This window comes from Klebsiella terrigena (assembly GCF_012029655.1).
GTDB lineage: Bacteria > Pseudomonadota > Gammaproteobacteria > Enterobacterales > Enterobacteriaceae > Klebsiella > Klebsiella terrigena.
Genome location: NZ_CP050508.1, coordinates 849,109 through 869,961, shown reverse-complemented (window position 1 = coordinate 869,961; position 20,853 = coordinate 849,109). Strand labels below are relative to the sequence as shown.

The 20,853-nt window shown below is 58.0% G+C and carries 24 protein-coding genes and 1 tRNA gene; 10 read left to right on the top strand and 15 right to left on the bottom strand.

What is annotated here, in order from left to right:
* The first annotated feature begins 122 nt into the window (after positions 1 to 122).
* Positions 123 to 455: an NIPSNAP family protein gene (locus HCK03_RS04245; RefSeq protein WP_115191922.1), complete on the top strand. Its 333-nt coding sequence runs from the start codon at positions 123 to 125 to the stop codon at positions 453 to 455.
* Positions 456 to 553: 98 nt separating this feature from the next.
* On the opposite strand, the gene HCK03_RS04240 is transcribed toward HCK03_RS04245, so the two are convergent.
* The 5 genes from HCK03_RS04240 to actS form a co-directional block, all read right to left on the bottom strand.
* Positions 554 to 1,039, bottom strand: a complete 486-nt coding sequence (locus tag HCK03_RS04240; protein WP_041147134.1) for an Hcp family type VI secretion system effector — start codon at positions 1,037 to 1,039, stop codon at positions 554 to 556.
* 18 nt (positions 1,040 to 1,057) lie between these two features.
* Entirely contained in the window at positions 1,058 to 1,384 is a 327-nt protein-coding gene (locus HCK03_RS04235) for a DUF1493 family protein (protein ID WP_167691178.1), read from the bottom strand.
* The gene (locus HCK03_RS04230) at positions 1,378 to 1,827 is read right to left on the bottom strand and encodes an STM2901 family protein (RefSeq protein ID WP_115191919.1); all 450 of its coding nucleotides are present in this window, start codon (positions 1,825 to 1,827) and stop codon (positions 1,378 to 1,380) included. The genes HCK03_RS04235 and HCK03_RS04230 overlap by 7 nt, the downstream gene beginning before the upstream one ends.
* A gap of 267 nt (positions 1,828 to 2,094) precedes the next feature.
* Positions 2,095 to 2,168: transfer RNA gene (locus HCK03_RS04225), tRNA-Gly, on the bottom strand.
* Between the two features lie 80 nt (positions 2,169 to 2,248).
* Positions 2,249 to 2,968 carry an amidase activator ActS gene (gene actS / locus HCK03_RS04220; RefSeq protein ID WP_041147137.1) on the bottom strand — a complete coding sequence of 240 codons (720 nt, stop codon included), beginning with the start codon at positions 2,966 to 2,968 and terminating at the stop codon, positions 2,249 to 2,251.
* Between the two features lie 269 nt (positions 2,969 to 3,237).
* On the opposite strand from actS, the gene idi reads away from it, so the two are divergent.
* Entirely contained in the window at positions 3,238 to 3,783 is a 546-nt protein-coding gene (gene idi, locus HCK03_RS04215; RefSeq protein ID WP_041147138.1) for an isopentenyl-diphosphate Delta-isomerase, read from the top strand.
* A gap of 123 nt (positions 3,784 to 3,906) precedes the next feature.
* On the opposite strand, the gene lysS is transcribed toward idi, so the two are convergent.
* The 5 genes from lysS to xerD all read right to left on the bottom strand — a co-directional run bounded on the left by lysS (position 3,907) and on the right by xerD (position 10,027).
* Positions 3,907 to 5,424, bottom strand: a complete 1,518-nt coding sequence (gene lysS / locus HCK03_RS04210) for a lysine--tRNA ligase (protein ID WP_041147139.1) — start codon at positions 5,422 to 5,424, stop codon at positions 3,907 to 3,909.
* Positions 5,425 to 5,433: 9 nt separating this feature from the next.
* Positions 5,434 to 6,532, bottom strand: a protein-coding gene (gene prfB, locus HCK03_RS04205; RefSeq protein WP_115191916.1) for a peptide chain release factor 2 whose coding sequence is annotated in 2 segments (ribosomal slippage) — positions 5,434 to 6,456 and positions 6,458 to 6,532 — 1,098 coding nt in all. Because the reading frame shifts where the segments join, the coding sequence is not laid out codon by codon here.
* 122 nt (positions 6,533 to 6,654) lie between these two features.
* The gene (gene recJ, locus HCK03_RS04200; protein ID WP_041147140.1) at positions 6,655 to 8,388 is read right to left on the bottom strand and encodes a single-stranded-DNA-specific exonuclease RecJ; all 1,734 of its coding nucleotides are present in this window, start codon (positions 8,386 to 8,388) and stop codon (positions 6,655 to 6,657) included.
* A 5-nt stretch (positions 8,389 to 8,393) separates the two neighbouring features.
* Positions 8,394 to 9,107, bottom strand: coding sequence for a bifunctional protein-disulfide isomerase/oxidoreductase DsbC (dsbC, locus tag HCK03_RS04195; protein ID WP_076948124.1), 714 nt, complete (start codon positions 9,105 to 9,107; stop codon positions 8,394 to 8,396).
* 23 nt (positions 9,108 to 9,130) lie between these two features.
* On the bottom strand, positions 9,131 to 10,027 hold the full coding sequence (xerD, locus tag HCK03_RS04190; protein WP_041147142.1) for a site-specific tyrosine recombinase XerD: 897 nt from the start codon (positions 10,025 to 10,027) through the stop codon (positions 9,131 to 9,133).
* 158 nt (positions 10,028 to 10,185) lie between these two features.
* On the opposite strand from xerD, the gene fldB reads away from it, so the two are divergent.
* Positions 10,186 to 10,707: a flavodoxin FldB gene (fldB, locus tag HCK03_RS04185; RefSeq protein WP_041147143.1), complete on the top strand. Its 522-nt coding sequence runs from the start codon at positions 10,186 to 10,188 to the stop codon at positions 10,705 to 10,707.
* A gap of 48 nt (positions 10,708 to 10,755) precedes the next feature.
* Here the strand turns inward: fldB and HCK03_RS04180 are convergent, their stop codons facing one another.
* Both HCK03_RS04180 and sdhE read right to left on the bottom strand, forming a co-directional pair.
* Positions 10,756 to 11,166, bottom strand: coding sequence for a protein YgfX (locus HCK03_RS04180; RefSeq protein WP_041147144.1), 411 nt, complete (start codon positions 11,164 to 11,166; stop codon positions 10,756 to 10,758).
* Complete coding sequence (gene sdhE / locus HCK03_RS04175) at positions 11,147 to 11,413, bottom strand: FAD assembly factor SdhE (RefSeq protein WP_041147145.1); 267 nt, start codon at positions 11,411 to 11,413, stop codon at positions 11,147 to 11,149. Before sdhE ends, HCK03_RS04180 begins: the two co-directional genes overlap by 20 nt.
* A 368-nt stretch (positions 11,414 to 11,781) precedes the next feature.
* Here sdhE and ygfZ point away from each other — a divergent pair, with 368 nt between their 5' ends.
* Positions 11,782 to 12,765, top strand: coding sequence for a tRNA-modifying protein YgfZ (ygfZ, locus tag HCK03_RS04170; protein ID WP_167691177.1), 984 nt, complete (start codon positions 11,782 to 11,784; stop codon positions 12,763 to 12,765).
* A 107-nt stretch (positions 12,766 to 12,872) separates the two neighbouring features.
* Here ygfZ and trhA read toward each other — a convergent pair whose 3' ends face one another.
* Positions 12,873 to 13,532 carry a PAQR family membrane homeostasis protein TrhA gene (gene trhA / locus HCK03_RS04165; protein ID WP_041147747.1) on the bottom strand — a complete coding sequence of 220 codons (660 nt, stop codon included), beginning with the start codon at positions 13,530 to 13,532 and terminating at the stop codon, positions 12,873 to 12,875.
* A 159-nt stretch (positions 13,533 to 13,691) separates the two neighbouring features.
* Positions 13,692 to 14,003, bottom strand: coding sequence for a N(4)-acetylcytidine aminohydrolase (gene yqfB / locus HCK03_RS04160; protein ID WP_076948127.1), 312 nt, complete (start codon positions 14,001 to 14,003; stop codon positions 13,692 to 13,694).
* A gap of 49 nt (positions 14,004 to 14,052) precedes the next feature.
* On the opposite strand from yqfB, the gene HCK03_RS04155 reads away from it, so the two are divergent.
* The 6 genes from HCK03_RS04155 (at position 14,053) to HCK03_RS04130 (ending at position 20,003) form a co-directional block, all read left to right on the top strand.
* Entirely contained in the window at positions 14,053 to 14,781 is a 729-nt protein-coding gene (locus HCK03_RS04155; protein WP_045857150.1) for a MurR/RpiR family transcriptional regulator, read from the top strand.
* Positions 14,782 to 14,901: 120 nt separating this feature from the next.
* Positions 14,902 to 16,335 (top strand): 6-phospho-beta-glucosidase, encoded by a 1,434-nt coding sequence (locus HCK03_RS04150; RefSeq protein WP_041147149.1) that lies wholly within the window; start codon positions 14,902 to 14,904, stop codon positions 16,333 to 16,335.
* Between the two features lie 146 nt (positions 16,336 to 16,481).
* Positions 16,482 to 16,841: a copper resistance protein gene (locus HCK03_RS04145; RefSeq protein ID WP_167691176.1), complete on the top strand. Its 360-nt coding sequence runs from the start codon at positions 16,482 to 16,484 to the stop codon at positions 16,839 to 16,841.
* A 48-nt stretch (positions 16,842 to 16,889) separates the two neighbouring features.
* Positions 16,890 to 18,899: a protein-disulfide reductase DsbD family protein gene (locus HCK03_RS04140; protein WP_167691175.1), complete on the top strand. Its 2,010-nt coding sequence runs from the start codon at positions 16,890 to 16,892 to the stop codon at positions 18,897 to 18,899.
* Positions 18,900 to 18,901: 2 nt separating this feature from the next.
* Positions 18,902 to 19,513, top strand: coding sequence for a DsbA family protein (locus HCK03_RS04135; protein WP_041147152.1), 612 nt, complete (start codon positions 18,902 to 18,904; stop codon positions 19,511 to 19,513).
* Complete coding sequence (locus tag HCK03_RS04130; RefSeq protein ID WP_167691174.1) at positions 19,503 to 20,003, top strand: protein disulfide oxidoreductase; 501 nt, start codon at positions 19,503 to 19,505, stop codon at positions 20,001 to 20,003. The genes HCK03_RS04135 and HCK03_RS04130 overlap by 11 nt, the downstream gene beginning before the upstream one ends.
* A gap of 48 nt (positions 20,004 to 20,051) precedes the next feature.
* Here HCK03_RS04130 and HCK03_RS04125 read toward each other — a convergent pair whose 3' ends face one another.
* Positions 20,052 to 20,795, bottom strand: a complete 744-nt coding sequence (locus tag HCK03_RS04125) for an SDR family oxidoreductase (protein WP_148250356.1) — start codon at positions 20,793 to 20,795, stop codon at positions 20,052 to 20,054.
* Between the last annotated feature and the right edge of the window lie 58 nt (positions 20,796 to 20,853).

Below are 20,853 nucleotides of genomic sequence, written 5' to 3'. Positions count from 1 at the left end.
GAGGGGTCTTGCTGCTTCTGCTTACGAATGACGGTCTGATTAGTAGTAGCTTCGTGGCCCGGTCCGGTTTACTTTATTGCTATTAGCCAGGAACCGCTCAGAGGCGAAACGGAGATAACGCTTTGAAAACCGTCGAGATACTGCAGTACATCCTACGCAAAGGCACCGGAGCCACTTTTCACGCCATCATGCAGGACATCAGCGTTCCCCTACACCAACGACACGGGATCGATGTCGTGTCATTTGGCAACTCGCTACATGACCCGGATTGCTACTACCTGATGCGCGCCTTTGATAATCCTGAAAGCATGGCTACGGTTCTCGATTCTTTTTACGCCAGCGCTGACTGGCGCAACGGCCCACGCGAAGAGATCATTTACAGCATTGAAACCAGCTTGAAAACAGTGATAAACCTGCCGCCGGAAAGCGTAGACGGGCTGCGGGTACAATCGTAGGTCATCGTCTTCGCCAGACATTTTGAGCGTCGCCAGATTTTGAGCCGCCGCGGACATCCGCTCGTTTATTCGCCATTGTCGATTAAGTACACGCGTGGTTAGGCTTGTTTCTTCTCGTTCCACGCGTCAGAGTGAAGAATATTACCGTCTTTATAGAGATGAGTGATTTTCTCATAACTCAGAGAAACATCTTCCATGTGTCCTGTACCTGTTACGTTGCGGGTGTCGTGCATCAGCGGGCTATGGCTAACCACTTTCACATTTTCCAAAGCGATCGTGTAGTAAATTTCCTCCTGTCCATTGTAGTTTATTCTGTAGAACTGAAATTCAGCACTTTTAAGCGTCTGGCCTGTTGCAACGGCTTTAAACAGGTAAGGTGATGAACTATCGATCTCTTTGGTGAAATTAAAAGAGCAGTGTTGACGGGAACCAGTAACTTTACCAGTATGGGGATCTGTAGGAATAACTACGCCATGTTGCAAGCTGCGTAGCTCTATACTTCCATCCCTTCCGTGAACATCACAAGATCCCATAATCTGCGATCCGCCATCATCTTTTAAAATTAGGTGAACAGGTACAGCCATTTATTAAGCTCCTTGCAATTAGTCGTACAACCATTTCCCGGCTTTAGCCGATTCTGCAAACATTCTTACAGTAAGAGGTTTTGATATTTGTTTTACTGGTTTATCAGTGAACCATTTTCTAAAGAACCACGTATGAAACCACGGATAATATTTTTCGTAATTCATTACTGATACATCAACTTGAAATACTTCATCGTATTTATCAATACAGCAAATTAAATCATCATCAGCAGCATAATCTTGCAATACGTCGTCCAGTTCCAACGATATTAGTTTTCCTGAGAAAGTACCCAACACAGGCAGCTCATTACGGAAAAACTCTAATACTTCCTGATCCGTTACCATATGCGATCTTTCTCATGAGCAATGGTGTTATAGTCTCGAACAGTTTTATAAACGATCTGACTAACATCACTTGCAAGAATCACCCAACCGATTACAGGAAAGCCACGACCTACGAAAGCTCCTAAATTAGTTACGTACTTTGGTTTAAGCGTTGCTATGCTGGCTTCTGTCAATGTGGGAAGTCTGATCGGTAATTCAACGTTAAGATACTGGCGTAAGTATTTAGAGGCTATAGAGGTTCCTTGAGTCGCCCCATAAGGTTTGCCCCTTGTCTTTAACAGTGGTAACCCCAGTATGATGCAACTCAATGCCAGAAGGTCTGTAACCCCTCCAAACTGCTCGTTTGTCTTGTCCAGAAAGAGCCAAAAGAACAATTCACCCGCTGAAATGTTATCGATCCCTTTGTAGAAGTACGTTCCATTTAGCTGTTCAACTGTATCCATCAGTAACCCTATACTTTCTATTGGCTTGCTTATTTATCGTACTCCTACGCAATCTGAGAGGGGGAAGCTTTCTTCCACGAAACTTCTGATTTTTAGGCAATAGAAGCCATAAAGCCTCATTGGTGATACAGCGACAAGCGGGGCGTAGCGATTTTCTTGTGTTGGTACTTCGCCGTTCATTGGTAGAACGATCGCGACAACTTATCTAAGGTAACTTGTTGAAAGAAAGATGAGTTTTATTGAGGTTTTGCCACAAGGGGGAAAATCTGGAGCGGGCGAAGGGAATCGAACCCTCGTATAGAGCTTGGGAAGCTCTCGTTCTACCATTGAACTACGCCCGCAAAGAGGTGCGAGGGTCATTATAGACCTTACGCACCGTCTGACAAGACTGAACCATGCTAACTGCTGATAAAATAACCCGTTAGCACTTAGGCTTACTGCCCTGCGGCGGTAAATAGCGCTGCGGATCGATGGCCGTGGCCCGGTAGCGTATCTGGAAGTGCAGGCGCACGGAGTCAGCATCGGTGCTGCCCATCGTGGCGATCTGCTGGCCTATCTTCACGCTCTGGCCGTTATTGACCATCATTTTATCGTTGTGCGCGTAGGCGCTGATGTAATCATCGCTGTGCTTAATCATGATCAGATTACCGTAGCCGCGCAGCTGGCTGCCGACGTACACCACCTTCCCTGCTCCGGCCGCATACACCGGCTGGCCGCGCGTACCGGCGATATCAATGCCCTTATTGCCGCCATCGTTTGAGGAATAAGGCAGTATCACCTTACCGCTGGCCGGCCAGCGCCAGCAGCGCTGCCCCACCGGCGGCCACGACACCTGCGGCAGAGCGGCCGGCGGCTTAGCCGCTGCGGTGCGGGTCGCGCTGCTTTTCTTCGCGCTCTTTCCGCCGCTCGTCCCCGAGGCGCTGTTCAGTTTCAGACGCTGTCCCACTTCGATGGTATAGGGCGGCGAAAGATTATTCAGCCGGGCCAGATCTTTGACGCTGGTGCCGGTGGTGCGGGAAATACGGTACAGCGTATCACCGCGTTTAACGGTATAGGCGGAACCAGAATCAGATGAACTGGAGCATCCGGCAATCACCAGGCTGCTAACCAACATCATCGTGATATAAAAGCGTTTTCTCATCAGGCGTCCTGCACTCAACACAAACTTTCACCTCGTCAGAAGGGACGAATATCATACCAGCCCATAGCCGGATCCCCAATCGATACGCCTCTTATCCTTAAGGATTAAACACCCCGCTGACAGCCGCCAATATCGCGCCCTGCCGCTGTCCGCCAGGCTCCTGGGCTTGTTTTGGTAATGCCTTTCGTCCGCGAATGGTCTACCCTAACGGCCTGAGTACATGGCCCGGCGGGTTTGTACCGGGTCATTTATTATTTTCAGGAGTCGTTATGACCGGGGAACACGTCATTTTGCTGGACGAGCAGGATAAGCCTGCCGGCATGCTGGAAAAGTATGCCGCCCACACCTTCGATACCCCATTGCACCTCGCGTTTTCCTGCTGGCTGTTTGACGCACGAGGCCAGCTGCTGGTCACCCGGCGCTCGCTGGAGAAGAAAGCCTGGCCGGGAGTCTGGACAAATTCGGTCTGCGGACACCCTCAGGAGGGCGAAACCTTCGAGCAGGCCGTCACGCGGCGCAGCCGCTTTGAGCTCGGCGCCGAAATCACCGCTATCGCGCCGGTCGCGCCGCAGTTCCGCTACCGGGCCGTGGCCCCCAACGGCATCGTCGAAAACGAAGTCTGCCCGGTATACGCAGCGCGCGTCACCGGCCCGCTGCGGCCGAATAGCGATGAGGTCATGGACTATCAATGGTGCCCGTTGCAGGACCTGCTCAACGCGCTGGCAATAACGCCGTGGGCCTTCAGCCCGTGGATGGTGCTGGAGGCCACGGATGCGGGTGCGGCGCTGCAAGACTACGCCGCGTCACTGCGCTGACGGCCGCCCTACCGTACGTAAGCGCCTCCTCAAGCGGCCATTGCACAGGCTACCGGCAGCACCCATAAAAAAACCCCGGCACGCAGGCCGGGGTTTTGTCGTTCGCGGTGGTCGTAGTCGGTCTTATTTAACCGGGCGCATCGCCGGGAACAGGATCACGTCGCGGATGGTGTGGCTGTTGGTAAACAGCATCACCATACGGTCGATACCAATGCCCAGGCCAGCGGTCGGCGGCAGGCCGTGCTCCAGCGCGGTCACGTAGTCTTCGTCGTAGAACATCGCTTCGTCGTCGCCGGCGGCCTTAGCGTTCACCTGGTCAAGGAAACGCTGCGCCTGGTCTTCAGCATCGTTCAGCTCGCTGAAACCGTTACCGATTTCACGTCCGCCAATAAAGAACTCAAAGCGATCGGTGATTTCCGGGTTGTCGTCGTTACGACGCGCCAGCGGAGAAACCTCAGCCGGGTACTCGGTGATGAAGGTCGGCTGAATCAGGTGCGCTTCCGCCACTTCTTCAAAGATTTCGGTCACAACGCGGCCCAGACCCCAGCTCTTCTCAACCTTGACGCCGACGGCGGCAGCAATCGCTTTCGCAGAGTCGAAGTTATCGAGATCCGCCATCTCGGTTTCCGGACGGTATTTCTTAATAGCCTCACGCATGGTCAGCTTTTCAAACGGCTTGCCGAAGTCAAAGGTCTGATCGCCATAAGGCACCGCGGTGTTGCCGAGAATATCCTGCGCCAGGGTGCGGAACAGGGATTCGGTCAGCTCGATCAGGTCCTTATAGTCCGCATACGCCATATAGAGTTCCATCATGGTGAACTCTGGGTTGTGGCGTACGGAGATGCCTTCGTTACGGAAGTTACGGTTGATCTCGAACACGCGCTCGAAGCCGCCGACAACCAGACGCTTGAGGTACAGTTCCGGCGCGATACGCAGGTACATGTCCAGATCCAGCGCGTTGTGATGGGTGATGAACGGACGAGCTGACGCGCCGCCTGGGATCACCTGCATCATCGGGGTTTCAACTTCCATAAAGCCGCGACCGACCATGAACTGGCGAATGCCGGCCAGGATCTGCGAGCGCACTTTAAAGGTGTTGCGGGATTCATCGTTGGAGATCAGATCCAGGTAACGCTGGCGATAGCGCGCTTCCTGATCCTGCAGGCCGTGGAATTTGTCCGGCAGCGGGCGCAGGGCTTTGGTCAACAGACGCAGCTCGGTGCAGTGAATAGATAGCTCGCCGGTTTTGGTTTTGAACAGCTTGCCGCGCGCCGCGAGGATATCGCCGAGGTCCCACTTCTTGAACTGCTCGTTGTAGACGCCTTCCGGCAGATCGTCACGCGCAACGTACAGCTGAATGCGGCCGCCGACGTCCTGCAGGGTGACGAATGAGGCTTTACCCATGATACGACGGGTCATCATGCGGCCAGCCACGGAGACTTCAACGTTCAGCGCTTCCAGCTCTTCGTTTTCTTTCGCATCGAAGTCAGCGTGCAGTTGGTCAGAGGTATGGTCACGACGGAAATCGTTCGGGAACGGGATACCCTGCTCGCGCAGCGCAGCCAGCTTTTCACGACGGCTTTTCAGTTCATTATTAAGGTCAATTGCCGCGTCAGCGCCCTGTGCTTGTTGTTCAGACATGTTGGTTCCTCATAACCCTGCTTTCAGACTTGCTTCGATAAATTGATCCAGGCTGCCATCAAGCACCGCCTGAGTGTTGCGGGTTTCCACCCCGGTGCGCAGATCTTTAATGCGGGAATCATCCAGCACGTAAGAACGGATCTGGCTGCCCCAGCCGATGTCTGATTTGGTATCTTCCATCGCCTGTTTCTCGGCATTTTTCTTCTGCATCTCCAGTTCATAAAGCTTGGCTTTCATCTGCTTCATGGCCTGGTCTTTGTTTTTGTGCTGCGAACGGTCGTTCTGGCACTGCGTCACTAACCCGCTTGGAATGTGGGTAATACGCACTGCGGATTCGGTACGGTTAACGTGCTGACCGCCCGCGCCGGAGGCACGGTAAACGTCAATACGCAGGTCCGCCGGGTTGATCTCGATGTCGATATCGTCATCGACTTCCGGGTAAACGAACGCGGAGCTGAAGGAGGTATGACGACGGCCGCCGGAGTCGAACGGGCTCTTACGCACCAGGCGATGGACGCCGGTTTCGGTACGCAGCCAGCCGTAGGCGTAATCGCCGATAATCTTGATGGTCACGGACTTGATGCCCGCCACTTCACCTTCAGACTCTTCAATAATTTCGGTCTTAAAGCCGCGCGCTTCGGCCCAGCGCAGATACATGCGCGTCAGCATGCTGGCCCAGTCCTGCGCTTCGGTGCCGCCGGAGCCGGCCTGAATATCGAGGTAGCAATCGGCGCTGTCGTACTCACCGGAGAACATGCGGCGGAATTCAAGCTGAGCCAGCTTCTCGTCGAGCACATCCAGCTCGGCGACGGCTTCGTTGAAGGTCTCTTCGTCTTCGGCTTCAACGGCCAGCTCCAGCAGGCCGGAAACGTCTTCCAGACCCTGGGACATCTGATCGAGGGTGTCAACGATGGCTTCCAGTGAAGAACGCTCTTTGCCCAGCGCCTGTGCGCGCTCGGGCTCGTTCCACACGTCCGGCTGTTCCAGCTCGGCGTTTACTTCTTCCAGACGCTCTTTCTTGGCATCATAGTCAAAGATACCCCCTGAGAACGTCGGAGCGCTCCGTGAGGTCCTGAATACGGTTTTTTACCGGATTTATTTCAAACATGATCGATTTTCTTTTAATGGATTGGTCAAAATGCGGTGATAAGAGCGGAATTGTACCGGATCCCCGCTCTCTTTTATAGCCACTTCAGCCCTCAGGCGGCCTCTTTGTTGTCGGTTTTTTCGTCACACCGGCCAAAGATGGTCAATGATAAGCTGCAGGCTGCGGTTGCCGCGAAACTCGTTGATATCGAGCTTATAGGCGAGGGTCACTTCGCGCACGCCGTTATCCGGCCAAATCGAGGTATCGACGTTAAAGGCGATCCCGTCCAGCAGCGGCCCGCCGCCAACCGGCTCGACCATCACCTTGAGGTGCCGCTCGCCCACCAGACGCTGCTGCAGCAGGCGAAAGCGGCCGTCGAACAGCGGCTCTGGGAACATCTGCCCCCACGGCCCGGCGTCGCGCAGCATCTGCGCCACCTCCATGCTCATCTCCCCGGCGTCCAGCGGACCGTCGGAAACCACTTCCCCCTGCAGCAGCGCGGGATCCAGCCACTCGGTCACCAGCTCGCCGAAGCGCTGCTGGAACTCCTCGAAGCGGGCCTCCTCCAGCGACAGTCCTGCCGCCATCGCGTGGCCGCCAAACTTGAGGATCAGCCCCGGGTTGAGCGTGTCGAGACGCTCCAGCGCATCGCGCATGTGCAGCCCCTGAATAGAGCGGCCGGAGCCTTTTAACAGCCCATCTCCCGTCGGCGCGAAGGCGATAACCGGACGGTGAAAGCGCTCTTTAATTCGCGAGGCCAGAATGCCGACCACGCCCTGATGCCACTGCGGGTGATACATTGCCAGCCCGCCCGGCAGCGCTTCGCTGCTGCGTTCAAGCTGCTGGCACAGGGTGAGCGCTTCCGCCTGCATCCCCTGCTCTATCTCTTTGCGCGTCTGGTTCAGGGCATCCAGCTCGTTGGCCAGCACCCGCGCTTCGCCGGCGTTATCGCACAGCAGCAGCGCCACGCCGACCGACATATCGTCCAGCCTTCCCGCCGCGTTCAGCCGCGGGCCAAGGGCAAAGCCGAGATCGCTGGCCGCCAGCTTCTGCGGGTCGCGGTTGGCAATCTCCAGCAGCGCTTTAATTCCCGGGCGGCACTTGCCCGCCCGAATGCGGCTCAGCCCCTGCCAGGTGAGGATGCGGTTATTGGCATCCAGCGGCACCACGTCGGCCACCGTTCCCAGCGCCACCAGGTCCAGCAGCTCAGCGAGGTTAGGCGCGGCAATCCCGCGCGTTTCAAACCAGTTTTTATCGCGCAGGAAGGTGCGCAGCGCCAGCATCAGGTAAAACGCCACCCCGACGCCGGCCAGCGATTTTGACGGGAAGCCGCAGTCGCGCAGGTTTGGGTTGACGATAGCCTCCGCCGCCGGCAGCGTATCGCCCGGCAGGTGGTGATCGGTGACGACTACCGGGATCCCCAGATCGTGCGCGCGATCGACGCCGCTATGCGAGGAGATGCCGTTATCGACGGTCATGATCATCTGCGCGCCGCGGGCGTGGGCCTGATCGACCACTTCCGGGCTCAGGCCGTAGCCATCTTCAAAGCGGTTCGGTACCAGATAAGAGACGTTGCCGTAGCCCAGCGCGCGCAGCGCCAGCACGCTCAGGGCAGTGCTGGTGGCACCATCGGCGTCAAAATCACCGACGATGACAATATGCAAATCCTGCTGGAAGGCGTCGTAGAGCATCTCCACGGCTTTGTCGATGCCGTTGAGCTGCGCCCACGGCAGCATGCCCTTGACGCCGCGCTCCAGCTCCTGCGCGCTGCGTACGCCGCGGCTCGCGTAGAGCCGCTGCAGCAGCGGCGAAAGGTCGGCGGGAAGCTCCGCGCCATCGACCGCCTCACGGCGGCGCAGTTGTGTCTGTTGTTTCACGCGAGTTATTTACCGCTGGTTTGTTTTTGATGCTCATCGAGGAAGGCTTTCAGCTCTTTCGGTCCCTGATAGCCCGGCAACACGTAGCCGTTGCTCAATACCATTGCCGGCGTGCCGTTGACGCCGAACTGCACGCCGAGCGTGTAGTGCTTGCTGATATCAACCTTGCAGCTGGCCGGCTGTACACCTTTGCCGCCCATCGCGTCATCCAGCGCTTTGTTGCGATCTTTAGCGCACCAGATGGCCTGCATATCCTGCTCGGTCTGGCTCTGCAGCCCCTGGCGCGGGAAGGCCAGGTAACGCACGGTGATGCCGAGGGCGTTGTAGTCGCTCATCTCCTCATGCAGCTTGTGGCAGTAGCCGCAGGTGATGTCGGTAAAGACGGTGATGACGTGTTTTTCCTGCGGCGCCTTGTAGATAATCATCTCTTTTTCCAGCGCGTTCAGCTTACCCACCAGCAGCGAGTTAGTGACGTTAACCGGCTGGGCGCCGCTGACGTCGTACATCGGCCCCTGAATAATGTGCTTACCGTCGTCGGTCACGTACAGCACGCCGCCGTCGGTCAGTACGGTGCTCATACCGCTAACCGGCGAAGGCTGAATGTCGGTGCTCTGCACGCCCAGCTTGGCCAGCGACTGCTTAATCGTCGCGCTATCGGCGTGCGCCGCGCCGGAGAGCGTTGCCGCCAGCAGGGTGAACATCAGTAAACCTTTTTTCATACTCAATCCTTTTTATTCAGCACTCACGCCCGCGGGTGGTGCTGTTGATGAAGTTGTCGCAGACGCTCGGTCGCCACGTGGGTGTATATCTGCGTCGTCGAGAGATCGCTATGTCCTAAAAGCATCTGCACCACGCGCAGGTCGGCGCCATGATTTAGTAGATGCGTCGCAAACGCGTGGCGTAAAACGTGCGGGGAGAGCTTGGCGCTATCGATCCCCGCCAGCACCGCGTAGTGCTTAATTCGATACCAGAACGTCTGCCGGGTCATCTGCTGCGCGCGCTGGCTGGGAAAGAGCACGTCGGAGGCGACGCCGTTCAGCAGCCACGGGCGGCCGTACTCAAGGTAGTTCTCAACCCACAGCACCGCCTCTTCGCCGAGCGGCACCAGCCGCTCTTTGTTGCCTTTACCCACCACGCGCAGCACGCCCTGACGCAGGCTGATATCGCTCATCGTCAGGCCCACCAGCTCCGAGACGCGCAGGCCGGTGGCATACAGCACCTCCAGCATCGCCTTGTCGCGCAGCTCCAGAGGCTGCTCCACCAGCGGCGCCTGCAGCAGGCGGTCCACCTGCGCTTCGCTGAGATCTTTCGGCAGGCGCTGCGGCAGTTTTGGCGACGCCAGCAGCGCGCTGGGATCGTCGGTGCGGATTTTTTCCCGATACAGATGCTGGAAAAAACGGCGCACCGCGCTCAGCAGCCGCGCGGTGCTGGTGGCCTTGTAGCCGCCGGTTTGCCTTTCGGCCAGCAGGGACTGGAGATCCTCCCCGCTGACGCTGCCAAGCGTCAGCCCGCGATGGTGCAGCCACTCCACGACCATCGTCAGGTCCCGGCGGTAGGCGCTCAGCGTATTTTCCGCCAGGTTGCGCTCCAGCCACAGGGCATCAAGAAACTGCTCGATTTGTGCCAGATCCTGTTCCACATCGGCCTCTTTGCTCGTTAAATCGTCCCCAGTATACCCAAATAAGCCGCACGACTGGACAAAAACGGCGGCGGCGGGCTGCCTGAAGTATGACGGGTATCATCACCTTTCTGGTAGACTAGCCGCAAAGTCACAGCATGAATTGAGATGTTTACGTCATGAACATAGGCCTTTTTTACGGTTCCAGTACCTGCTACACCGAAATGGCTGCGGAGAAAATCCGCGATATTATCGGTCCTGAATTAGTGACCTTGCACAATCTGAAAGATGACTCCCCTGAGCTGATGACCGGCTACGACGTGCTGATCCTCGGCATCCCCACCTGGGATTTCGGCGAGATTCAGGAAGACTGGGAGGCTATCTGGCCGCAGCTCGAGACGCTGGATCTGCAGGATAAGATAGTGGCGCTGTACGGCATGGGCGATCAGCTGGGCTACGGTGAGTGGTTCCTCGACGCGCTGGGCATGCTGCACGACAGGCTGGCAACCCGGGGCGTGAAGTTTATCGGCTACTGGCCGACCGAAGGCTATGAGTTCACCAGCCAGAAGCCGATCGTCGCCGATGGCCAACTGTTCGTTGGCCTCGCGCTCGATGAAACAAACCAGTATGACCTGAGCGACGATCGTATCCAGAGCTGGTGCGAGCAAATCCTTGGGGAAATGGCCGAACAGTTCGCCTGAGTCGCCTGAGCTTAAGCAAGAGCCTGACGCTCCAGGCTCTTAATCCTGCTAGTCCTGCGCTGGTTTGTTCAGCACCAGCCGGCGCAAATCGCGCCACTCCTTCGCATCCATGCTATCAGCCGCCACCCACAGGTGCTGGCTGCGACGCGTTTGCGGATGGCGCAGACGCAGCAGCATCCCGCTGTTAATGACCCACGGCATGCCGACTATTTCCCACTCCGCTTTTTGCCAGCGCAGTCGGGAATCGGTCATCAGCTTTATTTCTCCCTGACAGGCGTGGATCCGCCGCTGGCTGCGTACGCTGTCAAACACCACCAGAGAGAGCAGCAGTAGCCATAGCGGGGTGTAGCTGAGCGGCCAGGGCATCAGCAGGACGATGGCCGCCACGATGCCGTGGAGCAACAGCGAGAACCACTGCGAACGCCAGGAAATGCGTAAATCAGATTGCCACAGGACCACGTTCCCGATTCCGAGTCTGGATTAATTTTACCATCCGCTGCAGCTGGGCATCGGAGGGTTCGCCATGATTCATCAACCAGTTGAACAGATCCGGGTCGTCGTTTTCTAACAACCGGATGAACAGCAGCTTGTCTTCATCGCTGAGCGTATCGTACTCATACTCGAAAAACGGCATGATGGAGATATCGAGTTCACGCATACCCCGGCGGCATGCCCAGTGGATGCGGGCTTTATTAGTAATGTCCATGTTATCCTTCCAGCGTAAAGGTATATACCCGTCATACTTCAAGTTGCATGTGCGTTAGCCGCGTTCGTTCCCCCAGCCACTTACCCGAGTAAGCTCCTGGGGACTCGCTCACTTGCCGCTTTCCTGCAACTCGAATTATTTAGGCTATAGGTTAGTTTAACCCGTTTTTAGCACTTACTTTACAGCATTATCGAGAAGCGCGAGCAGCATTCCATAAAAACCACAAATTTATTATGGCCTTATCCTTTTCCTTCGTTCGCCCACTTGCGCCCTTAGGGCACAAATGGCCTGCCGAAAGCGCTTGCATTGCACCATAGCTCTTTTACCATTAGTCATTCACTCTGCGTTAAGCTATTCAGGACATGACTATGGCTTTTACACCTTTTCCTCCACGTCAGCCCTCTTCTTCCGCGCGGCTGCCGTTAACGCTGATGACCCTCGACGACTGGGCGCTGGCGACAATCACCGGTCAGGATGCGGAGAAATATCTGCAGGGACAGGTCACCGCTGACGTCAGCGCGCTGGCTGACGATCGCCACCTGCTGGCCGCGCACTGTGACGCCAAGGGTAAAATGTGGAGCAACCTGCGCGTGTTTCGCCGCGACGGCGGCTTCGCGTGGATTGAGCGCCGCAGCCTGCGCGACGCGCAGCTGACCGAACTGAAAAAATACGCGGTGTTCTCTAAGGTGACCATCGCCGCGGACGATGAACTCGTCCTGCTGGGCGTCGCCGGCTTCCAGGCCCGCGCCGCGCTGGCACCGCTGTTCAGCGAGCTGCCAAATGCCGACAAGCAGGTGGTGACCGACGGCGCGACCAGCCTGCTGTGGTTTGAACATCCGGCAGAGCGCTTCCTGCTGGTGACCGACGCTGAAACCGCCGCCCGGGTGACCGAAGCCCTGCGCAGCGATGCCCAGCTGAATAACAGCCAGCAGTGGCTGGCGCTGAATATTGAAGCCGGCTTACCGGTCATTGATAGCGCCAACAGCGCGCAGTTTCTGCCGCAGGCCACTAACCTGCAGGCGCTGGGCGGCATCAGCTTTAAAAAGGGCTGCTATACCGGGCAGGAGATGGTCGCACGGGCAAAATTCCGCGGAGCCAACAAGCGGGCGCTGTGGTCTCTGACCGGGAAAGCCAGCCGAGTTCCGCAGGCCGGTGAAGATCTTGAGCTGCAGATGGGCGAGAACTGGCGCCGTACCGGCACCGTGCTGGCCGCCGTACAGTTAGATGATGGTCATCTGCTGGTACAGGTGGTGATGAACAACGACATGGAAGCGGATAGCGTGTTCCGCGTTCGCGATGATGCCGGCACGTTAAGCATCACCCCGCTGCCGTACTCGCTGGAAGAAGAGTAGCTCTCCGCGTGCGGATAATGGCGCCAGCGCTCTGCCCGCAGGCAGCGCTGACGCTGCTATCCGCGCCACGTAACCCGCGCGACAGGCCATCGCCGCGCGCCGGTTATTTAAACCTGCGCAACGTACAGATAGATCGCCAGGAAGTGACACACGCTGCCGCCGAGCACAAAGCCGTGCCAGATAGCGTGGTTGTACGGTATCCGCTTGCAGACGTAGAAGATAACCCCCAGCGAATAGACAATCCCCCCGATCGCCAGCAGCGTTACCCCGCCAGCCGCCAGCTTAATCGCCAGCTGATAGACCACGATGAGCGACAGCCAGCCCATCGTCAGATAGGTCACCAGGGACAGAACTTTAAAGCGGTGAGCGATGGTCAGCTTAAACAAGATCCCCAGCAGCGCCAGGCTCCAGATAACGATCATCAGGCCGCGCGAGAGCGGCGAGTTGAGCCCCACCAGCAGAAAAGGGGTATAGGTACCCGCAATCAGCAGATAGATGGCGCAGTGGTCGAATTTTTTCAGCCATAGCTTAGCCCGCTGATGCGGAACGGCGTGATAGAGCGTAGAGGCGAGGAACAGCAGGATCATGCTGCCGCCGTAGAGGCTGTAGCTGGTAATCGCCATGGCGCCGGCGTTAGCGTCCACCGCCTGCACCAGCAGCAGCACCAGGCCGACGATACCAAACACCAGCCCAATCCCGTGACTGATGCTGTTGGCAATTTCCTCTGCCAGAGAATATCCCTGTGTGATTAATGGTTTGCGAACCATATTTGACTCCAAAAACGTGAAATCTTTCAACGCCTACCTAGGGTAACTGAGAATGATTCCAGTGAACACCTGTTAGCTAAAATAAAACGATGAATATTTGTAAGCAGTTTAAAATCATAATGTTACAGTTAAATTTCACCTAACAGTCGTTCACTATTTTCAAAGCAGTTTGAATTCAATGACATAAAACTGCTCTTCATCCGGGTAGATCTCCGTGATGACCTGCCGCAGCTGCGCAAGGGTCATATTTTCCTGCTGCGCGTGCCGTTCGCTCAGCGTGGCGAGGGTTACCGTGGAGGTCGCGACCACGCTAATCGTGCAAAAATAGCCGTCATCTTCATAACGCCCGACGCGCAGCACGTCGCCGACCTTGAAATGCGACTCCGCGGCATTGCGGATGGTGATCGTTTTGCGGCCGCTGAGGATGTCGTCCTGAAAGCGCTGAAAAAAGGTTATGTCATTCGGCTGCATGATATCATTCCGTCCTGGTCATTCTGAATTGTGAGTTATTACCGTGAGTATGTTCTCCCACGCCGCTATTGCCAGTCTCAACAATCTTGAGATGATGGTCTACCACTACGTCATTAAGAATCGTGACAAAGTGATGTATATGACCATCCGCGAGCTGTCGGAAGCCGCCGGCGTTTCCACCACCACCGTGCTGCGCTTCTGCCGCAAGCTGCAGTGTGAGGGATACTCAGAGTTTCGCGTCCGCTTTAAATTATATCTCGAGCAGAACCAGCCTCAACAGGCAAATATCGGCGCCAGCGAAATAATGAGCTTTTTTAAAAGCGTCAATAACGATGAATTTGATGATTTACTCGAGCGCGCGGTGGATATTATCCTCGCCTCGGAGCGTATTATTTTCGTCGGTGCCGGAACCTCCGGCGCGCTGGCGAAATATGGCGCGCGCTTCTTCTCGAACGTCGGGAAATTCAGTAATCACATCGACGATCCCTATTTCCCGGTGACGAACGATATGGCCCGCAACGCGCTGGCGATCGTCCTCTCCGTTTCCGGTGAAACCGAAGAGATCCTGCGCTTTGCCGGCCAGTTCAGTCTCCATCGCTGCAAGGTGATGTCGATAACCAGCCACGAACACTCGCGGCTGGCGAAGCTGGCTGATTTCAACCTCTCCTGGCACATACCGCAAACGCGCATCGGCGGCGTCTACGATATTACAACGCAAATTCCGGTCATTTATATTCTTGAAAGCCTCGGGCGTAAATTAGCCCGTAAAATAGCCTGAAAATAACACCCTGTTTTTTCGATGTAACATATTCCAGCGGCGGGAAATTGTTATATCGTGACATTTATATGCCCTTTGCTAGACTCGAAAACAACGGATCATCAAACGAGATTAGCAACCATGAAAAAAATATCCTTACCGCAAGATTTTTTATGGGGCGGCGCGGTAGCGGCGCACCAGGTGGAAGGCGGCTGGAATAAAGGCGGCAAAGGCCCGAGCATTTGCGACGTGCTGACCGGCGGCGCGCACGGCGTACCGCGCGAGATAACCCACCAGGTTGAGCCGGGTAAATATTATCCGAACCACGAAGCCATCGATTTTCACGGCCGCTACAAAGAGGACATCAAGCTGTTCGCCGAGATGGGCTTCAAATGCTTCCGTACCTCCATTGCCTGGACCCGCATCTTCCCGCTCGGCGACGAAGCTCAGCCGAACGAAGAGGGGCTGAAGTTCTACGACGACATGTTTGATGAGCTGCTGAAGTACAACATCGAACCGGTTATCACCCTCTCCCACTTTGAAATGCCTCTGCACCTCGTGCAGCAGTACGGCGGCTGGACTAACCGTAAAGTTGTCGATTTCTTCGTGCGCTTTGCCGAAGTGGTCTTCGAGCGCTATAAGCACAAAGTGAAATACTGGATGACCTTTAACGAGATCAACAACCAGCGTAACTGGCGCGCGCCGCTGTTCGGCTACTGCTGCTCCGGCGTGGTCTATACCGAGCATGAAAACCCGGAAGAGACCATGTACCAGGTGCTGCACCACCAGTTCGTGGCCAGCGCGCTGGCGGTGAAGGCGGCGCGCCGTATCAACCCCGAGATGCAGGTTGGCTGCATGCTGGCGATGGTTGCCCTCTATCCGTTCTCCTGCAAGCCTGAAGACGTGATGTTCGCTCAGGAGTCGATGCGTGAACGCTACGTCTTCACCGACGTGCAGCTGCGCGGCTACTACCCGACCTACGTGCTGAACGAGTGGGAGCGACGCGGCTTCAACATCAGGATGGAAGAGGGTGACGAGCAGATCCTGCGTGAAGGCACCTGCGACTACCTCGGCTTCAGCTACTACATGACCAACGCCGTGAAGGCCGAAGGCGGCAGCGGCGATGCCATTTCCGGCTTTGAAGGCAGCGTACCGAACCCGCATGTTAAGGCCTCCGACTGGGGCTGGCAGATTGACCCGGTGGGCCTGCGCTACGCGCTGTGCGAGCTGTACGAACGCTATCAGAAACCGCTGTTCATCGTAGAAAACGGCTTTGGCGCCTATGACAAAGTAGAAGAAGACGGCAGCATCAATGACGACTACCGCATCGACTACCTGCGCGCCCACGTTGAAGAGATGATAAAAGCGGTCACTTACGATGGCGTCGAGCTGATGGGCTACACCCCGTGGGGCTGCATCGATTGCGTCTCCTTCACCACCGGCCAGTACAGCAAGCGCTACGGCTTTATCTACGTCAACAAGCACGATGACGGCACCGGCGATATGTCCCGTTCGCGTAAAAAGAGCTTCGACTGGTATAAAGAAGTGATTGCCAGCAACGGCGAAAACCTCTGATTTCTTGCTCTGCCTCCTCCTCTCCCCCTGCCGGGAGAGGAGTCATGCCCCTCCCGGACACCTGTTGCGGACACTTCTTTACAGCTTTCACATTGCCAAAACGCGTTCGCCCGCTAAGATAGGCCACGTGAATATTTGAGGCGATCATGATTAAGCGACAGCGAAAAGCCATTCTTCTTGTAGTCCTTGCCTGTCTGGTGGTGCTGGTATGCACCGCGCAGCGTATGGCGGGGCTGCACGCGCTGGTCATGAACGCCGCCGCCGTCACGCAGTCCGCCCAGCAGAGTTCGGACAGCGCCGAAGCGCCGGTCACCCCCTGCGAGCTGAGCGCAAAGTCGCTGCTGGCCTCACCGCCGGTGCTGTTTGAAGGGGCGCTGTTCGTTTTCGCGCTTCTGCTGACGGTGCTGGCGGCAGTGCCGCCGCGCATCGAGCGGCTGTGGCCTCCCCGCGTTATCTCCCCTCCCCGGCTACGGGTGCATCTGCGGCTCTGCGTCTTCCGTGAATGAGAATTTTCCTGACAGTTCAGGTTAATCAATCATTTACGGAGAAAATTTATGCTTATGGTATTCAGGCGACTGCTGGTCTGCCTGCTTTGGCTATGGCTGCCCGCAAGCCAGGCCGCCGACAGCGGCTGGCTACGCGCCGCCGATAATCAGCACGCCAGCGTCAGGCTGCGCGCGCAAAACGAGGGCAGCGGCGACACCCGCCTGCTGCTGGACGTGGCTCTGGAAAAGGGCTGGGAAACCTACTGGCGCTCGCCGGGCGAAGGTGGGATCGCGCCCGCCATCGCCTGGCATCAGCCGCTGGAGGTGAGCTGGCGCTGGCCGGTGCCGCAGCGTTTTGACGTCGCCGGTATTTCGACCCAGGGCTATGACGGCAACGTCAGCTTCCCGATGGCGATCCGCGGCCCGCTACCCGCGACGCTGAGCGGCGTGCTGACGCTTTCCACCTGCAGCAACGTCTGCATTCTGACCGACTATCCCTTCTCGCTGGATATGACCGCCCCTGCGGGAGGCGACTTTGGCTACGATTACGCCCGCGCAATGGGCACACTGCCGCTGCCCGACGGGCTGACGACGCACCTCTCCGCCGGCTACAGCAGCGGCAGGCTCACGGTGACCGCCGTTCGTGAGGCCGGCTGGCAGCAGCCCTCCCTGTTTATCGATAGCATGGATGACGTCGATTTCGCTAAACCCACCTTTACCATCAAGGGCGACACCCTTACCGCCACGCTGCCGGTGACAGACGGCTGGGGCGAGGCGGCGCCGGACCTGCGCAATCAGCGCCTCTCTCTGGTGCTGGCCGACGGCGGCCAGGCGCAGGAGAGCGCGCTCGTCATCGGCGCAGCCTCCCCGACTCCCGCTACGTCGTGGGGATGGGCGCTGCTGATGGCGCTGGCCGGCGGGCTGATCCTCAACGTTATGCCCTGCGTTCTGCCGGTGCTGGCGATGAAGCTCGGCTCGCTGGTGCAAACCGACGTTCGCCAGCGCGGCGCGGTGCGGCGGCAGTTCCTCGCGTCAGTAAGCGGCATCGTCACCTCTTTCCTCGCCCTGGCGCTGATGATGACGCTGCTGCGCCTCGGTAATCAGGCCTTAGGCTGGGGGATCCAGTTCCAGAATCCGTGGTTTATCGGCGTCATGGCGCTAGTGATGGTCCTGTTCAGCGCCAGCCTGCTGGGGCTGCTGGAGATCCGCCTCTCCTCCCGCGCCAGCACCTTCCTCGCCACCCGCGGCGGCAACGGTCTGATGGGGCATTTCTCCCAGGGCGCGCTGGCCACGCTGCTGGCAACCCCGTGCACCGCGCCTTTTCTCGGCACCGCGGTTTCGGTGGCGCTGGTCGCGCCGCTGCCTCTGCTGTGGGGCATCTTCTTCACCATGGGATTAGGCATGAGCCTGCCGTGGCTGCTGGTTGCCGCCTGGCCCGGGCTGGCCCTGCGCCTGCCGCGTCCCGGCCGCTGGATGAACGCCGTGCGGGTCGTGCTCGGGCTGATGATGCTCGGCTCGTCGCTGTGGCTGATGAGCCTGCTGACGGTGCACACAGGCCGCACGCCGGTGCTCGCGCTGATGGTGATTTTAGCGGTCGTACTGCTGATGGCGACGGCCTGGCGCTACCGCTGGCGTACGGCGCTGCGTGCCGGCGCGCTGGCCGTGGCCGTCGCGGCGGCGGTCGTCCTCGTTTTCCCGCAGGACGGTCAAGGGTCCCGGCGTGACCGGGTGAAGTGGCAGCCGCTCAGCGAGCAGGCCATTACCGCCGCCCTGGCTGACCATAAGCGGGTCTTTATCGACGTGACCGCCGACTGGTGCGTGACCTGTAAAGCGAATAAATACAACGTGCTGCTGCGGGATGATGTGCAGGACGCGCTCTCTGCGCCCGACGTGGTGGCGCTGCGCGGTGACTGGAGCCGGCCGTCGGAAACCATCAGCCGCTTTCTGAACGCTCGCGGCAGCGCCGCGGTCCCCTTCAACCAAATTTACGGACCGGATTTAGCCCAGGGCCAGATACTCCCCGCGCTGTTAAATCGTGACGCGCTGCTCGCCGCGCTCTCCGCCGCCAAAGGACAATAATGATGAGAACGATTACCGCCCTCCTGCTGCTGTGCATCTCAGCTTTCGCCTCCGCCGCTCCGGCGCCGCAGGCTGAATCATCCTCCGACGCTCAGCTGGCGAACCTGCTGTTTAACGATCCCAATAGCCCGCGCATCGGGGCCAAAGCGCCGCGTCTGACCATCGTGTCGTTTACCGACTACAACTGCCCCTACTGCAAGCAGTTCGACCCGCTGCTGGAAAAAATCGTCCACGATAATCCCGACGTCCTGCTGATCGTCAAGCTGCTGCCGTTTAAGGGACAAAGCTCGGTCAACGCCGCCAAAGCCGCGCTCTCAACCTGGCGTCAGCAGCCGGACAAATTCTGGGCGCTGCACCAGCGGCTGATGGCGAAAAAGGGGTATCACGATGATGCCAGCATTCTCGCCGCCCGGCAGAAGACCGCTACCGATGGCGTACAGGTGGATGATAAGACGATGGATTCGTTGAAGATGAACCTGATTTTGTCCCAGGTGCTGAACGTTCAGGGGACCCCGGCGACCATCGTCGGCGACCAGATGGTGGCGGGGGCCATTTCGTATGCCGACCTGGAGGGGCTGGTGAAAGAGCAGCTGGCACAATCCCATGCGCAGTAAACTGCGCCGCTGGCTGCGCGAACTGATGATTCTGCTGCTGCTCGTGGCGGCGACTATCGGCGGAATGGATTATCTGCGCCGACCCGCGCTGCCGCAGAGTTTTACCAGCACGCCGCTGCAGACCGTTGACGGCCGGACGGTCGATCTGCGCGCCATGAGTGAGGAGCGCCCGCTGCTGCTCTACGTCTGGGCCACGTGGTGCGGCATCTGTCGCTACACCACGCCGTCCGTCGCCGCGCTGGCTGCCGATGGCGGCAACGTGATGACGGTGGCGCTGCGCTCCGGCGATGACCCGGCGCTGGAGAAGTGGCTGGCGCGCAAAAAAATGGCGCTGCCGACGGTTAACGATCCCGACGGCCGGCTTTCAGGCCAGTGGGACGTGCAGGTGACGCCCACCCTGGTGGTGATTTCCCGCGGCGAGGTGAAATCCGTGACCACCGGCTGGACCAGCGGCTGGGGGATGCGCCTGCGGCTGTGGCTGGCGTCATAAGTCGCTGAGCCCGGGTAGAGTAACGCCCGGGTTTGCGCTGGCCGGAGGCTATTTTCCTCCGGCCAGCTCGAGGAAGCTGCCGGTGACGTAGGAGGCTTTGTCGCTCAACAGCCAGGCGATCGCCTGGGCGACCTCTTCCGGCTGCCCGCCGCGCTGCATCGGCAGCGCCGCTTTCACCCGCTCTACGCGCCCCGGCTCGCCGCCGGAGGCGTGCATTTCGGTGTAGATAAAGCCCGGACGCACGCCGTTGACGCGAATGCCCTGCGCCGCCACCTCCAGCGCCAGGCCGGTAGTCAGCGTATCGACCGCCCCTTTCGACGCAGCGTAATCAACGTATTCACCCGGTGAGCCCAGACGCGCCGCCGCCGAAGAGACGTTGACGATCGCCCCGCCCTTGCCGCCGTGACGGTGCGACATCCGCTTTACCGCCTCGCGACAGCAGAGGAAATAGCCGGTGACGTTGGTGCCCAGCACCCGATTAATCCGCTCAGCGTTAAGGTCTTCAATAGCGCTCTGGGTAAACAGAATGCCGGCATTATTGACCAGCGCGCTCAGGGGTTCGCCAAGGCGATCGAGGCCGGCAAACATCGCCATCACCTGCGCCTCGTCGCTAATATCCGCGCGCAGCGCGATAGCCTTGCCGCCCCGGGCAATAATTTCATTCACCACTTCCGTCGCCGCGTTCACGTTGTGATGGTAATTCACCGCCACGGTATAGCCTTCCTGCGCCAGCAGCAGCGCCGTCGCCCTGCCAATTCCGCGGCTCGCGCCGCTAATCAGTGCTACCGTCATCGCGTTCTCCCAAAAAATAAAGGCGCCGCAGCGCCTTTAAAAGATAGTCTAATCAGCT